This window comes from Actinorectispora metalli (assembly GCF_056323685.1).
The window spans coordinates 1,450,586-1,464,970 of record NZ_JBREYE010000001.1; the positions used below are offsets into that span (position 1 = coordinate 1,450,586).

Annotated in this window: 15 protein-coding genes; 4 read left to right on the forward strand and 11 right to left on the reverse strand. The window is 68.0% G+C overall.

Translation table 11 applies throughout. The annotated features are described in order from the left end of the window. The first annotated feature begins 10 nt into the window (after positions 1 to 10). The 3 genes from ssuE to ACU6XJ_RS06630 all read left to right on the forward strand — a co-directional run bounded on the left by ssuE (position 11) and on the right by ACU6XJ_RS06630 (position 2,090). Complete coding sequence (gene ssuE, locus ACU6XJ_RS06620) at positions 11 to 559, forward strand: NADPH-dependent FMN reductase (protein ID WP_476307671.1); 549 nt, start codon at positions 11 to 13, stop codon at positions 557 to 559. 129 nt (positions 560 to 688) lie between these two features. After that, complete coding sequence (locus tag ACU6XJ_RS06625; protein ID WP_476307673.1) at positions 689 to 1,252, forward strand: papain-like cysteine protease family protein; 564 nt, start codon at positions 689 to 691, stop codon at positions 1,250 to 1,252. Positions 1,253 to 1,259: 7 nt separating this feature from the next. Then, on the forward strand, positions 1,260 to 2,090 hold the full coding sequence (locus ACU6XJ_RS06630; RefSeq protein ID WP_476307675.1) for a hypothetical protein: 831 nt from the start codon (positions 1,260 to 1,262) through the stop codon (positions 2,088 to 2,090). Between the two features lie 82 nt (positions 2,091 to 2,172). On the opposite strand, the gene dapE is transcribed toward ACU6XJ_RS06630, so the two are convergent. Beyond that, positions 2,173 to 3,234, reverse strand: a complete 1,062-nt coding sequence (dapE, locus tag ACU6XJ_RS06635) for a succinyl-diaminopimelate desuccinylase (protein WP_476307676.1) — start codon at positions 3,232 to 3,234, stop codon at positions 2,173 to 2,175. Between the two features lie 36 nt (positions 3,235 to 3,270). Between dapE and dapD the strand changes: the two genes are divergently transcribed. Further along, positions 3,271 to 4,260, forward strand: a complete 990-nt coding sequence (gene dapD / locus ACU6XJ_RS06640; RefSeq protein ID WP_476307679.1) for a 2,3,4,5-tetrahydropyridine-2,6-dicarboxylate N-succinyltransferase — start codon at positions 3,271 to 3,273, stop codon at positions 4,258 to 4,260. 41 nt (positions 4,261 to 4,301) lie between these two features. Here dapD and ACU6XJ_RS06645 read toward each other — a convergent pair whose 3' ends face one another. The 10 genes from ACU6XJ_RS06645 to ACU6XJ_RS06690 form a co-directional block, all read right to left on the reverse strand. Further along, the gene (locus tag ACU6XJ_RS06645) at positions 4,302 to 5,387 is read right to left on the reverse strand and encodes an ABC transporter ATP-binding protein (RefSeq protein WP_476307682.1); all 1,086 of its coding nucleotides are present in this window, start codon (positions 5,385 to 5,387) and stop codon (positions 4,302 to 4,304) included. Then, positions 5,380 to 6,396, reverse strand: a complete 1,017-nt coding sequence (locus ACU6XJ_RS06650; protein ID WP_476307684.1) for an ABC transporter ATP-binding protein — start codon at positions 6,394 to 6,396, stop codon at positions 5,380 to 5,382. The genes ACU6XJ_RS06645 and ACU6XJ_RS06650 overlap by 8 nt, the downstream gene beginning before the upstream one ends. A 10-nt stretch (positions 6,397 to 6,406) precedes the next feature. Further along, a complete protein-coding gene (locus ACU6XJ_RS06655) occupies positions 6,407 to 7,351 on the reverse strand; it encodes an ABC transporter permease (protein ID WP_476307685.1) in 945 nt (314 codons plus the stop codon). Next, complete coding sequence (locus ACU6XJ_RS06660) at positions 7,344 to 8,270, reverse strand: ABC transporter permease (RefSeq protein ID WP_476307687.1); 927 nt, start codon at positions 8,268 to 8,270, stop codon at positions 7,344 to 7,346. Before ACU6XJ_RS06660 ends, ACU6XJ_RS06655 begins: the two co-directional genes overlap by 8 nt. A 104-nt stretch (positions 8,271 to 8,374) precedes the next feature. Beyond that, the gene (locus ACU6XJ_RS06665; RefSeq protein ID WP_476307688.1) at positions 8,375 to 10,009 is read right to left on the reverse strand and encodes a peptide ABC transporter substrate-binding protein; all 1,635 of its coding nucleotides are present in this window, start codon (positions 10,007 to 10,009) and stop codon (positions 8,375 to 8,377) included. 224 nt (positions 10,010 to 10,233) lie between these two features. Continuing rightward, complete coding sequence (locus ACU6XJ_RS06670; protein WP_476307690.1) at positions 10,234 to 11,190, reverse strand: Ppx/GppA phosphatase family protein; 957 nt, start codon at positions 11,188 to 11,190, stop codon at positions 10,234 to 10,236. Positions 11,191 to 11,244: 54 nt separating this feature from the next. Then, positions 11,245 to 12,390, reverse strand: coding sequence for a lytic transglycosylase domain-containing protein (locus ACU6XJ_RS06675; RefSeq protein WP_476307691.1), 1,146 nt, complete (start codon positions 12,388 to 12,390; stop codon positions 11,245 to 11,247). Positions 12,391 to 12,655: 265 nt separating this feature from the next. Beyond that, positions 12,656 to 13,075 carry a Uma2 family endonuclease gene (locus ACU6XJ_RS06680; protein ID WP_476307693.1) on the reverse strand — a complete coding sequence of 140 codons (420 nt, stop codon included), beginning with the start codon at positions 13,073 to 13,075 and terminating at the stop codon, positions 12,656 to 12,658. A 228-nt stretch (positions 13,076 to 13,303) separates the two neighbouring features. After that, the gene (locus tag ACU6XJ_RS06685; protein WP_476313827.1) at positions 13,304 to 13,786 is read right to left on the reverse strand and encodes a DUF501 domain-containing protein; all 483 of its coding nucleotides are present in this window, start codon (positions 13,784 to 13,786) and stop codon (positions 13,304 to 13,306) included. 26 nt (positions 13,787 to 13,812) lie between these two features. Beyond that, positions 13,813 to 14,385: an FtsB family cell division protein gene (locus ACU6XJ_RS06690; protein ID WP_476307694.1), complete on the reverse strand. Its 573-nt coding sequence runs from the start codon at positions 14,383 to 14,385 to the stop codon at positions 13,813 to 13,815.

Genomic DNA, 14,385 nt, shown 5'->3' on the forward strand with positions numbered 1-14,385 from the left:
AGGCACACTCATGGCAGGCATTCTGGTGATCTCCGGCAGCCCCTCGGCGACCTCGCGGACCTCCGCGCTGCTGCGAGGCATCTCGGCGCGCCTGGTCGGCGACGGTCACGTCACCCGCCACCTCGAGGTGCGTTCGCTGCCGCCTGCACCGCTGCTGGCCGCGGACTCCGGCCACCCCGAGATCGCCGCCGCGGTGGCGGCGATCGAGGCCGCGGACGCGCTGGTGGTCGGCAGCCCCGTCTACAAGGCCGCCTACACCGGTCTGCTGAAGACCCTGCTTGACCTGCTGCCGCAGTTCGCGTTGGCGGGCAAGACCGTGCTGCCGGTGTTGACCGGCGGCAGCCCCGCGCACGTGCTGGCCATCGACTACGCGCTGCGCCCGGTCCTGCAGTCCCTCGGCGCCTCCCACGTGGTGCCGGGGTGGTTCGTGCTGGACAAGGCGATCACCGTGTCCGACCACGGAGTCACGCTGGCTCCCGAGGCCGAGACGCCACTGCACAAGATCGTGGACGACTTCTCCCGAGTCGCACACCGGGCGCCTGCATATTCAGGCACTTAAAACCTGTACTACGAAAGTCGGTAACGACTCGCCAATTCCGAGATTAGTTTCAGCTCCAACCCGAATCCCTGTTCGGGCGCGCCAAGACAAATTTCCCCTGCACTGCCTTGCGCGAATGAGGAGCACTATATGAAACAGCCATATCGGTGGCGCCTGCGCCGCCTGCTGGCCGCGACCCTGATCGCGGGCAGCTTCCTGGCCGTCGTTCCCGGCGGCGCCCTCGCCGCCGAGGTGCGGATCAGCATGCTGGCCCAGGAGCAGAACCAGTGGTGTTGGGCGGCCAGCGGGCTGACCATCGCCCGAGCGCTGGGCAAGGGTACGAGCACAACGCAGAACCAGTTCTGCAACCTCTCCCGCGGCCAGTCGCCAAACGCCCAGTGCCAGAACCAGCCCGACTACCTGCAGACCGTGCAACGCGGCTTCCAGGCGCTGGGCATGAACCCCGGCACCGTCAGCGGCCCGCTCAGCGCATCGGCCGTGACCCAGCAGATCAACGCGGGCAAGCCCATCGAGACCGGCATCTACTGGACTCAGGGCGGCGGACACGCGCAGGTCATCTACGGCATCAACGGAACAACGATGTCCTACGGCGACCCGTGGCCGTCGAGCCCGCGCTACAGCCAGATGGCACACAGCAGCTACGTCCGCAACGGCCAGTTCCGTTGGGGCGACGCTCTGTACGGGATGGGGTGAGGCGGCCATGACCAGCACTTTCCGCAGGACCCTCGCCGCGACCGGCGTCGGCATGCTGCTCATCCTCGGTGCCACCACCGCCGGGGCGGGCGAAGCCCAGGTCAGCGGCACTCCACTGGGCAGTGACCTGTCCGCGGCGAGCCGCGCGGCACAGGCACCGGCCGCCACCGACTGGCTGGGCCGCTTCTTCGTCAGCGTGGACAAGCACGCGGGTCAGCGCGTGGTGAAGGACAGTGAGATCACCGCGGAGGCCGCACAGGCCAAGGCACCCAAGGTGGCTCCGACCGGCCACCCGGTGTACGCGCTGAACGTGGACTTCGTGAAGTCCGCGACGCCCATCGACACCGTCGCGACGTTCTCCTACTTCGCGGTCCGCGCCTCCTCGGCGCACGGCCAGCAGGCCTCGATGTGGGTGGCTAAGGACGCCGAGGGCCGCTGGGCCGTGCAGAACGTGACCACCGGCTTGGAGGAGACGACCTTCCCCGCGCAGGCGGGTGACGGCGTCGTGTTCACCGAACCGCAGATCAACGCCTGGTACGTGCTGCGCGGCGACCGTGTGCTGCCGCTCAACGACACGGCGACGTCCTCGGTCACCCCCGAGGGAACCACCGTTGCCGAGTACCACAAGCTGATCCGCTCCCGGTACGCCGACAAGCTGCCCGGATCGGACTACCAGAACAAGCACCTGCTGGGCGGCTACTCCGCCGCTCCCCTGGCCGCCGAGGACGATGGCGGCAGCCTTGCGGCCGTGGTGTTCGGGCTCTCCGCGCTGAGCCTGACCGCCGCCGCCGGAGTCGCGTACCGCCTCCGCAGGCGGAACGCGGGCGTCGAATCCTGACGCGAAAGTTCACCGTCGCCGGGTCGGAATTCATTTCCGGCTCGGCGACACCTATTTTATATCCTGCACCACCTAGAGAATTCTATTTCTCCAGGAATCGGCGTAGCACCTCGGTGCAATGCGTGATCTTGTCGACCGCCACGTTTTCCTCGCGGGTATGCGCGAGATTCGGATCGCCGGGCCCGAAGTTGATCGCGGGAATGCCCAGCGCGGCGAAGCGCGAGACGTCGGTCCAGCCGTACTTGGCCAGCGGGGTGCTGCCCGCGGCGGCGATGAACGCCTGCGCCGCGGGAGCCGACAGGCCGGGCAGTGCTCCCGGCGCGCCGTCGGTGAACCGCGGTTCCACGTCCGCGAAGACCTCCCGCACGTGCTGCTGGGCCTGCTCAAGGCTGCGGTCCGGGGCGAACCGGAAGTTCACCGTCACGGTGCACTCGTCCGGCACCACGTTGCCCGCCACCCCGCCGCGGATGCCGACCGCGTTGAGGCCCTCCCGGTACACGCACCCGTCGATGTCCACGGTGCGCGGCCGGTACTCCTCCAGCGTCCGCAGCAGCGCGCCCGCGCGGTGGATGGCGTTGGCGCCCAGCCAGGACCGCGCCGAATGCGACCGCCGCCCGCTCGTGCTGATCTCGGCGCGCAGCGTGCCCTGGCAGCCGGCCTCCACCGCGCCGTCGGTCGGCTCGGCCAGGATCGCCAGGTCGGCGTCCAGCCAGTCCCGGTGCTCGCGCTCGATCCGGTTGAGGCCGTTGCGGTCGGCGGCGATTTCCTCGCAGTCGTAGAGGACCAGCGTGATGTCGTGCGCCGGTTCGGCGATGGTGGCCGCGACATGCAGGATCATCGCGTCGCCGGACTTCATGTCCGAGGTGCCGCAGCCGTAGATGAGGCCGTCCCGCCGCGTGGACGGCACGTTGTCCGCGATCGGCACCGTGTCCAGGTGGCCCGCCAGCAGCACCCGCGAAGGCCTGCCCAGGTTCGTCCTGGCCAGCACCACGTTCCCGGTGCGCAGCAACTCGAACCGCGGCGCCTGCTCGGCCAGCGCCGCGGCCACCAGCGTCGTCAGCGCCTCCTCCTGCTCGGAAACACTGGGCACGTCCACCAGCGCGGCGGTCAGGTCGACGGGGTCCGCGGTCAGATCGAGGCTCACACCACGAAGCTACCGGGCAGCGGTTACCGTTTGTCCGTGAGTACCGCTGAACCCGCAGAAACGATCGACGCAGGTGCCCACGGCGTCGGGCTGGCCACCATCGCCACCGACGGCACCGTGCTGGACACCTGGTTCCCCGCCCCGAAGCTGGGCGAGCCCGGACACACCGGAACCTCCCGGCTGACCGCGGAGCAGGCCGCCGAACTGCTCGGCGAGGCCGCCGTGGAACTGCTGGGCACCGACACCGCCCGCGGCGTCGAGGTGGTCGCCGTGCGCGTGGGCATCGCCAAGCTGTCCGAGCCGCCCGCGGACGCCTCCGATGTGTACCTGCGGCTGCACCTGATCTCCAGCCGCGCGATCACGCCGCACGGCGCCAACCTGGACGGCGTCTTCGGCCTGCTGTCCAACGTGGTGTGGACCAACCACGGCCCGTGCCCGGTGGAGGGCTTCGAGGCCACCAGGCTCCGGCTGCGCGGCCGCGGCCCGGTCACCGTCTACGGCGTTGACAAGTTCCCGCGGATGGTCGACTACGTACTGCCCACCGGCGTGCGGATCGCCGACGCCGACCGGGTGCGGCTGGGCGCGCACCTGGCGACCGGCACCACCGTCATGCACGAGGGCTTCGTCAACTTCAACGCGGGCACCCTCGGCGCGTCCATGGTGGAGGGCCGCATCTCGGCGGGCGTCGTCATCGGCGACGGCTCCGACCTCGGCGGCGGTGCCTCGGTGATGGGCACGCTGTCCGGCGGCGGCAAGGAGGTGCTGACCGTCGGCGAACGCTGCCTGATCGGCGCGAACGCCGGTATCGGCATCTCGCTCGGCGACGACTGCGTGGTGGAGGCGGGTCTGTACGTCACCGCGGGCACCAAGGTCACGACCTCGGACGGCTACGTGGTGAAGGCCCGCGAGCTGTCCGGCCGCGCCAACCTGCTGTTCCGCCGCAACTCCACCACCGGCACCGTCGAGGTCGTGGACCGCGAGGGCACCGGCATCGAGCTCAACGCCGTCCTACACGCGAACGACTGAGGTGTTCGGGGCGCCCGCCTGGCGGGCGCCCCGAACCTTGCTCAGGCCACTACTCGTGGACGTTCGGCCGCGAAGTGGCAGGCGCTGGGGTGCGCCGCGGCGTTGGCCGCCCCGTTGACCGACGGAGGGTTGAAGCGGACGGCGTCCACGTCGGTGCCGTTGCCGCCGATCTCCTTGGGAGCCGACCGAACCGCCAGCTCAGGGGTCTGCTCCGCGCAGATGTCCTGGGCCTTCCAGCAGCGCGTCCGGAAGCGGCAGCCCGACGGCGGATCCAGCGGGCTGGGCACGTCGCCGGTGAGGCGGATGACGTCGCGCTTGCCGCGCAGCGTCGGGTCCGGCACCGGCACCGCGGACAGCAGCGCCTGGGTGTACGGGTGCGTCGGGTGCTCGTAGATCTGGTCCTCGGTGCCGATCTCCACCATCTTGCCCAGGTACATCACGGCCACCCGATCCGACAGGTGCCGCACCACGGACAGGTCGTGCGCGATGAAGATGTAGGACAGCCCGAACTCGCCCTGCAGATCTCCGAGCAGGTTCATCACCTGCGCCTGGATGGAGACGTCCAAAGCGGACACCGGCTCGTCGCAGATGATCAGCTCGGGACGCAGCGCCAGCGCGCGGGCAATGCCAATACGCTGCCGCTGGCCGCCGGAGAACTGGTGCGGATACCGGTTGATGTGCTCCGGGTTCAACCCCACGACATCAAGCAGCTCCTCGACTTTACGACGCCGAGAGCCTTTAGGCGCCACCTCGGGATGGATCTCAAAAGGCTCCCCGATGATGTCGCCCACCGTCATCCGAGGGTTCAGCGAGGTGTACGGGTCCTGCATCACCATCTGAATGCTGCGGCGCAGCTTGCGCAGGTCGGAACCCTTCAGCTTGAAGATGTCCCGGCCCTTGTACACCGCGGAGCCCGAGGTCGGCGGCTCCAGCCGCATCAGCACCTGGGCCAGCGTGGACTTCCCGCAGCCGGACTCGCCGACCACGCCCAGCGTCTCGCCCTGCTTGAGCTCGAAGGACACCCCGTCCACGGCCTTGACGTGGCCCGCGATCCGCTTGAACAGGATGCCGACGTCCACCGGGAAGTGTTTGACCAGGTCGGTGACCTGCAACAGCGTCTCAGACATTCTCGATCAACTCCTCGGCGCGGTGGCACTTGCTGGTGTGGCCGAGTCCGAGCCGGTGCTCACCGGGTACCTCGTCAACGCACCGCTGGATCTTCATGGGGCAACGCGGGTGGAACGGGCAGCCGCTGGGAATCCTGGTCAGGTTCGGCGGCAGACCCTTGATCGTCCGCAGCTCCTGCCCGCGCTGGTCCAGCCGCGGGATGGACTCCAGCAGACCGGCCGTATACGGGTGGCCGGGCTGCTTGTACAGGGTGTAGACGTCGGCGTGCTCCACGATCCGGCCCGCGTACATGACCGCGATCCGGTCCGCGACGTCGGCGACGACGCCGAGGTCGTGGGTGATCAGGATCATGCCCATCTTGCGTTCCCGCTGGATCTCGGCGAGCAGGTCCATGATCTGCGCCTGCACGGTCACGTCCAGCGCCGTGGTGGGCTCATCCGCGATGAGCACCTCGGGGTCCAGCGCCAGCGACATGGCGATCATGGCGCGTTGACGCATGCCACCGGAGAACTCGTGCGGGTACTGCTTGACCCTGCCCTTGGCGTTGGGGATGTTGACCAAATCCAGCAGCTCGATCGCGCGCTGGTTGGCTTCCTTCTTACTCATGCCGCGACGCAGCTTGAGCTGCTCGGCGATCTGGAAGCCGACCGTGTACACCGGGTTCAGCGCGGACAGCGAGTCCTGGAAGATCATCGCTATGCCGTCGCCGCGGACCTCGCGGCGGCGTTCCTCGCTCGCCGTCAGCAGTTCCTCCCCGCGGAAGCGGATCGTGCCCTGCGTGACGAACCCGGGCGGGGTGTCCAGAATGCCCATGATGCTCTGGGCCGTGACGCTCTTGCCGGAGCCGGACTCGCCGAGCACCGCCAGCGTCTCCCCCGCGTCGACGTGATAGCTCACGCCGTTGATCACCTTGGCAACGCCGTCGCGGGTGCGGAACTCGACGTGCAGGTTGTCCACCTCGAGCAGCCTCGGCTCGCTGGAGGCGATGGGTGTATCCATTGCGGACATCGTCTGCCTCCTATCGCAGCTTCGGGTCGAGCGCGTCGCGCACCGCGTCGCCGAGCATGACGAACGCGAGCACGGTGGTGGTCAGGAACAGGGACGGGAACATCAGCAGGTGCGGTGACTGGCGAATGTAGTCGCGCGAGTCGCTGATCATCACGCCCCAGGACACCACCGGCGTCTGGAGCCCGATGCCCAGGAAGGACAGGGTGGCCTCGGCCCCGACGAACGCGCCGAAGGCGATGGTCGCGTACACCATCACCGGGGCGATCGTGTTGGGCAGCAGGTGCCGGGTGATGATCCGCCCGGTGCTCGCGCCGAGCCCGCGGGCGGCCTTGACGTAGTCCTGCTGCTTGGCGGTGATCGTCGCCGAGCGCATGATCCGCATCGACACCGGCCAGGACAGCGCGATCAGCGTGCCCACCACGATCGCCACGATCCGGAAGGCGTTCGGCTCGTTCGAGCGGAACGTGGTGAGGATGACGATGGCGCCCAGCACGAACGGCAGGCCGAAGAAGATGTCGGCGATCCGGGACAGCAGCACGTCGACCTTGCCGCCGTAATACCCGGAGACGATGCCGACGACGCTGCCCAGCAGCACCGTGCCGAGCACCGCGAACAGGCCGACGACCAGCGAGACCCGTGCCCCGTAGATGCAGCGCGCGAAGATGTCGCGGCCCTGGGTGTCATAGCCGAACCAGGCCTGCGCCGACGGTTCGGCGCGGGAGCGCGACAGGTCGCCGACGGTCGGGTCCACCGAGGTGAACAGGGACGGGGCCACCGACATGACGACCAGGACGGCGATGATCACCATCGAGACGATGAACAGCGGCCTCCGGCGAAGCTCGTGCCAGGCGTCGGACCAGAGGCTGCGCGGCTTGCCGACCGCGGCATGCTCCGCGGCGGTGACGTAGGCGCCCGGTGAGTCTGTGGTGGTGGCAGCAGCAGTCGGTTCACTCATAGCGGATCCTCGGGTCGAGCACGGCGTAGAGCAGGTCGACCAGCAGGTTCATCAGCAGGTAGACCACAACCAGCAGGACGACGATGCCGGTCACGGTCGCCGCTTCCTTGGTCAGGATGGACCGGTAGACCAGCAGGCCGATCCCCTTGATGTTGAAGATGCCCTCGGTGACGATCGCGCCGCCCATCAGCGCGCCGAGGTCGGTGCCCAGGAACGTGATCACCGGGATCACCGAGTTGCGCAGCAGGTGCACGCCCACCACGCGCGTGGGGGCCAGGCCCTTGGCGACCGCGGTGCGCACGTAGTCGGCGCGCTTGTTCTCCATGATGCTGGTGCGCGTCAGCCTGGCGACGTAGGCCATGGACAGGCTGCCCAGCACGAACCCGGGCACCAGCAGTTCGCCGATCCCCGGGTTGGATGACACGGTCGGGTTGATGATGCCGAGGTTGGTGCCCAGCACGATCTGCAGCACGAAGCCGGTGACGAACACCGGGAACGAGATCAGCACCAGGGTGGAGACCAGCACCAGGCTGTCCAGGAAGCCGCGGCCGCTCAGGCCGGTGACGATGCCCGCGAGGATGCCGATGATCGCCTCGATGGCCAGCGCGACCAGCGCCAGTTTGATGGTCGTCGGGTAGGCCTGGGCGATCAGGTCAACGATGGGGACGCCCGCGTAGTTCTCGCCGAAGTCGCCCTGCAGGATGTTGAGCAGGTATTTGCCGTACTGGATGAGGATCGGGTCATCCATGTTGTACTCGGCCTTCATCTGCGCGATGAAGCCCGGGGAGCAGGGACGCTCGCCGCATTTACCGGCGAACGGGTCTCCCGGGACGCTCCAGACCAGGAAGTAGATCAGGAACGTCGTCCCGAGGAAGACCGGGATCAGTTGGAGGAGTCGTTTGGCCACGTATCGGCCCATGGGTCACTTCCTTGTGCGCCACTGAGGTCTCTACCTGAATCAAGGGTTCGGCCTACCAAGTGCACGGGGCGCCTGGTAGGCCGAGTCCTCGATTCGCCGAACCGTTAACCCTTGACCGACACTGTCAGCAGGTCGAGGGTGTTGAACGGGGTCACCAGGACGCCCTGCAGACGGTCGGACCAGACGGACTGGTTGACCCGCTCGTGCATCGGAATGACCGGCATGTCCTGCAGGATGAGCTGCTCGGCCTCGTTGTAGAGCTTGAGCGCCTCGTCCTTGGAGGTGGCTGCGTCGGCCGCGGCCAGCTTCGCGTCAACGGCCGGGTTGCTGTAGTCGTTGTCGTTCGACCCGCCGCCGGTGCGGAAGATCGGGTTCAGGAAGTTCTCCAGCGCCGGGTAGTCGGCCTGCCAACCCGTGCGGTACAGGTTGGTGTGCTCGCGGGCGTTGGACTTCTGACGCTGGATCGCGAAGCTCGCCACCGGGTCCGGCTGGCAGCCGATGCCCAGGTTGTTGGTGATGCTCTGGCAGGTCGCCTCGATCCAGTCCTTGTGCCCGCCGTCGGCGTTGTAGGTGATGCCGATGCTGGTGTTCGCGGGCACGCCGGACTTGGCCAGGTACTCCTTGGCCTTGGCCGGGTCGAACTCGCAGAACTCGCACTTGCTCTGGTAGCCCTCCAGCGCGGAGACGCCGTAGCCGGTCATCGGCTTGCGCCCGCCGTGGAAGATCTTGTCCGCGATCTCCTTGCGGTTGATCGCCAGCGAGATGGCCTTGCGGAAGTCGGCGTTCTTGTACTTCTCCTGGTAGATCGGGATCGCCAGGGTGTTGTGGATCAGCGCCGGGCTCTCGACGAAGCGGCCGGGCATGTCCGTCTTGAACTGGCCACCGGCGAGCGCGTTGGCGGGCACGACGTCCAGGAAGTCCAGGTTGTTGGACTGCACGTCCTGGTAGGCGCCCTCGAGGCCGGAGTAGAACTTGACCGTGACACCGGCGACCTTGGGCTGCTCGGTGCCCTTGTAGCCGTCGTACTTGGTCAGCTTCGCCTCGACGTTGTGGTTCCAGGAGTCGAGCTTGAACGGGCCGTTGCCGATCGGCTTCTCACCGAAGGCCTTCGGGTCCTTGTAGAACGCCTCGGGCAGCGGGGAGAAGGCGGTGTAGCCGACCATCTGCGGGAAAATCGAGAACGGTGCCGACAGCGTCACCTTGAAGGTGTGGTCATCGACGACCTGAAGGCCGGACATTTCCTGCTTGGCGGGCGGCGGCGCCTGCTGCGGCCCACTCGCGCCATCCGGGTCCTCGGTGTGGACGTCCTTGAAGCCTTCGATTTTTTCGAAGAAGCTGGCGTTCTGCTGCGCATTCGGTCCATAGGCGCCGTAGTTCCAGGCCTTCACAAAACTTTCGGCCTTAACCGGCGTCCCATCGTGGAACGTCCAGTCCTTCTTCAGGGTAATGGTGTAGACCTTTGAGTCCGAGGTCTCGATCTTCTCGGCGACCTCGTTGATCGCGTGCGCGTCCTTGGGGTCATACCGAACCAGCTTCGAGAACACGGCGTCCATAATCCTGCCGCCGCCGACCTCGTTCGTATTGGCAGGCAGCAGCGGGTTCTCCGGTTCGGTCCCGTTGATGGTGATCACCGCGTCGGTTGCGGTGCCGCCACCCCCGCCGGAGCCACCACAGCCCGCAGCCACCAGGGTGGCTGCCGCCAACACCGCGGTGCACGACAGCGTGCGCCTCATTCTCATGAACGTCCTCCCACATTCGGCGGCGGAGTCCACCCTCAGGCGCCGCCGCACTACAGGAGCCGGGGATATAACCCGACCCGTCCGGCGACCGTAAACATTGGGTGCATGCAGGCACACCCCTACGGAATTACAAACCGGCAACGATCACCGTAGTTGCGTCTCCCGTAGGCGTGTCATCGCATTTCACCGGACGCCCATAGCTTGGCACACATGGCCCATAGCTTCTATTCGACAAGCGAGAGGGCGATGCCATCCAGAATGTCGTGTTCGCTCACGATGAGCTCGGAAATTCCGGACCGCTGGGCCAATTCCTCGGCCAACACCAAGGCGATCACCGAACCCGCCCCGATGACATCCACCCGACCGGGGTGAATCGAACCGATCTTGGCGACCTCCGCATGGGGGATGGACAGCAGCCGATCGGTCGCCGCCGCCAGTTGCGGCAGCGAGATGCGCGAGAGGTGTGTGCTCGCCGAGTCGTACTCGGGTAGATCCTGGACGACCGCGGACAGGGTGGTGATGGTGCCCGCCACGCCAACCCAGGCCCGCGCGTGTTCCACGGGCACCGTCTCGAAAGCCTCGGCGAGGATCTTGTGCGTGAGCTCCTTGGCCTCGGCCAGCTGGTCGGAGTCCGGCGGGTCGGAGTGCAGGCAGCGCTCGGCGAGCCGGACGCAGCCGATGTCCACCGACCGGGCCGCCTCCAGGGTCGCGGTGACGCCGTCGGTGCCGCCCAGCACGATCTCGGTGGAGCCGCCGCCGATATCGGCCACCACGAACGGCCCGTCCGCGGGGTCGAGGTCGCCCACCGCCCCGGTGAACGACAGCCTGGCCTCCTCGTCACCGCTGATCACCTCGGCGTCCACGCCCAGCGTGGCGCGGACCATGCCGAAGAACTCCTCCCGGTTGGAGGCGTCGCGGGTGGCTGAAGTGGCGACCATGCGGACCCGCTCGGCGCCCTTGCGGCGGATGATCGCGGTGTAGTCGGCCAACGCGACCCTGGTGCGCTCCAGCGCCTCGGCGGCGAGCATCCCGGTGGCGTCGACGCCTTGGCCTAGGCGCACGATCCGCATCTCCCGGTGCACGTCACGGAGCCAATGCGTGCCGTCCTCGCGTGTGGTCACGTCCGCGACCAGCAGGCGGATCGAGTTGGTACCACAGTCGATAGCGGCGACCCGCGTCATCGGCTCCTCCGGAAGTCGTGCTTGGCCAGCACGACTCACCGTAGAGGGTGCGGGCTATGTCGGCGTGCTCGACGGGGCCGATGTCGTGGTCGGCTTCGGAGTCGTCGTCGTGCTCAGCGGCGGCTGCGTCGTAGACGGAGGTGGCGTCGTGGTGTTAGGCGGCACCGTCGTGGTCGGCGGGGGCGTGGTCGTCGGCGGCGTCGTGGTCGACGGCGGTGGCGTCGTGGACGGTGGCGTCGTCGGCGGGGTGGTGCTGCTCGGCGGCGTGGACGGCACCGTGGTCACCGGCGGGGTGGACGGCGAGGTCGTCGGCGGCGGCGTGGTGGTGGGCGGCGGGGTCGTGCCGGGGCCCGTCTCGGGCGGCGGGATCACGCCGGGCGGCGGCGGGAACGGGCCAACCGGAGGCGGGGTGATGTCGCCGGGCGGCAGGATCGCGCCCGCGTAGATACCCGCCCAGAGCAGCACCTCGCGGACGTAGGTCTGCGAGTGGTTGTAGCGGAAGATGGCCGCCGCGAGCTGGGCGGGATCGCGGAGGTTCAGGCCGCCGGAACACAGGTAACGGCCACTGGCCAGCGCGGCGTCGAAGGCGTTGTGCGGCGAAAAGGTGCCATCGCCGTTGCCGTCGGAGGCGTAGCCCGCCCAAGTGGACGGGATGAACTGCATGGGGCCGACCGCGCGGTCCCAGTTGCTGTCACCGTCGAGCCTGCCGCGGTCGGTGTCGCGGATCGAGGCGGTGCCCGCGAGCGTGCCGTCCAGGCGGGGGCCGAGGATCGCCGATGTGGTGTTGCCCGCGGCGTCCACCTGCCCGTTGCGGGCGTGGTTGGACTCGATGCGGCCGATGCCCGCCAGCACCGACCAGTGCAGGCCGCAGCCGGGGCGCTCGTTGAGCAGGATCTGCTCGGCGCGGCGGTAGGCCGCCAACATGACTGGCGGGATGTCCATACCGGTGATACCGAGGTCGAGGCCGCCCGCGAGGGCGTTCGGGTCGTTCAGGGCGGCAAGCAGTTCGGGGCTGATGGTGTCCGCCTCGGGAAGCCTGCCGTTGACGCCGAGGGAATCCGGCGAGGTCAGCAGGGCCAGCACGTCACCGGCGCCGAGGGCGGCGATAGTGCCTGCGCCTTCGTCGGCCACGTTCTTGAGTGGGTGCTGCTGCACGACGGCGAACAGGCTGGGCACCAGGAAGGCGCCCAATGCGGCCACCCCGGCCGCCCTGCGCCGTTTCGATTCCCGTCTCAGCGCACGCGCGCTCTTCTTCCGGTGGGCGCCTCCCCGAGCGGCTGCCACGAATGAAACACCCCTTTGCTGATCACTCCATGTGTTCCCGGCTTCAGCCTGTTGACGGACATTCTGTCATCGGGGGTTGCATGGAAGGGAGCAAGTGCCGCGATTTACCAATATCAACGGCTTTACTCGGCCAGTGTTACGCGCCGACTACGCCAAAATGTCGTGCCGTTCTGTCAGGTCGTTACAACTCCTGGCCCACAGCATGACTCCGCACCAGGTCGGCCGGACACAGGGTGAGCGGGTACGGCTCGGCCACCACGGCCCGCTCCTCCCCCACCAGGTACGCGATCTCCACAAAGCCGGTCTCGCGCAGCGCGAGGCAGCGAATGGCCGGTTTGTCCGGGTCGATGAGCCAGTAGTTGAGGCAGCCCGCCTCCTCCAGCAGGGTGCGCTTGAGTTCCAGGTCGACCTTGCGGGTGCGCGGGGAGTGCACCTCGACGGACAGCACGGGCGGTCCGATCAGGGCGCGGGTGGTGAAGTCCTCGCGGCGTCCGACCACCACGTCGGGAATGATCACGGTCCGCTCGGAGAGCACGACGTCGACGGGGGCGGGCAGGACCTCGAACTCTGGCGGGCAGTGCTGTTCCAGCGCGATGCTCAAACGCAGAACCGCGCGTTGGTGGAGAGGACGTGGCGACGGGCTCACGATCGCCTCCCAGGGGAGCGCGCGGGGACAATACCCATAGTGCGGGCAGTCACGCGGGAGTTCCAACCTGGTAAAAGGCGCGCAGCAGCGTCGGCGGCTTACCTGCCGCTCAGGAGAGTAGGAGTGTAGCGACCCGACCAGCCCAGCGCAGCACTTCCGTCAAGGAAACAAAAAGCGCTGCGATTACACGCAGCTACCTTCTGCATGCCAGTTACCCGCCCATTCGAGTGCCTCATCACCAAACGGGTTGATTCCTGGGCCGCAGGCAAGCGCATGCGCGACATGCACGTGAAGGCATTTGACTCGACCAGGCATCCCACCTGCGGAAACGTCCGTACCCAGCGGTTCTATCGAGTCGCGGTGGGCCAGATAAGATTGGTGTGCGCGCAGGTAGGCGTTTGCCAATTGCTCATCGTCCTGCAAACGCTCCGTCATCTCCGACATTGCCCCGGATGACTCCAACGTACTCACCAGAGATGTCAATCGCGGACATGTCAGGTAGTACAGCGTCGGAAACGGGGTGCCGTCGTCCAACCGCGGCGAGGTCTGCACGACGGTCGGCTTGCCGCAGGGGCACCGGTGCGCCACGGCGCGCAGCGCGCGGGGCGGGCGGCCCAGCTGGGCTTCGATGACGGCGCGATCCGCCTCGGTGACCGGCTCCAGCATCCGCGGGGCTCCGAAGAGCGGCTTGGTCAATTCCCGTCCTCTGCGATCGATGTCCACAGCCGCTCGTACCAGGGTTTGCGCGGCTGCGGCTTGCTCTGTTCCTGCCCTGCCCCCGGCTGCTGCGGAGTTTCGGGCAGCTGCACGATATAGGGCACCTCACCAGGCCGGACGTACTGGAGCCGCTCCCGGGCGCCCGCCTCGACCTGGGCGGGGTCCGACAGGCGCTGCTTTCGCTTCTCCAGCTCCTCGCGGTCCCGTTGCAGCGCGGCCTTCTGCTGCTCGGCCTGCACGATCGCGGCCTGCTGGCTGAGGTAGGTGCGTAGCGGGACGGCCACGCTCAGAGCGAGCGCGCAGACCACCATGGCCAGGGCGGCGGCGCGACGGGTGGAGGACAGCCCGAAGGCTCCCCCGGTGCCCTGCGGCCGACGCCGCAGGTTCTGCCGCACCCGCTCGCTGAGCGCTGGGGTTCCGGTACCGGCCGGGTGCACGCGGGAGTGGCTGGTGCTGCGCTGGACGGGTGATCGCCGGGCGCGTTCGGATCGTCGGGTCGCACCGGGTTCCCCCCGGCGGCGGCGTCTCTCCTGTTCTCGCCCGGCCAT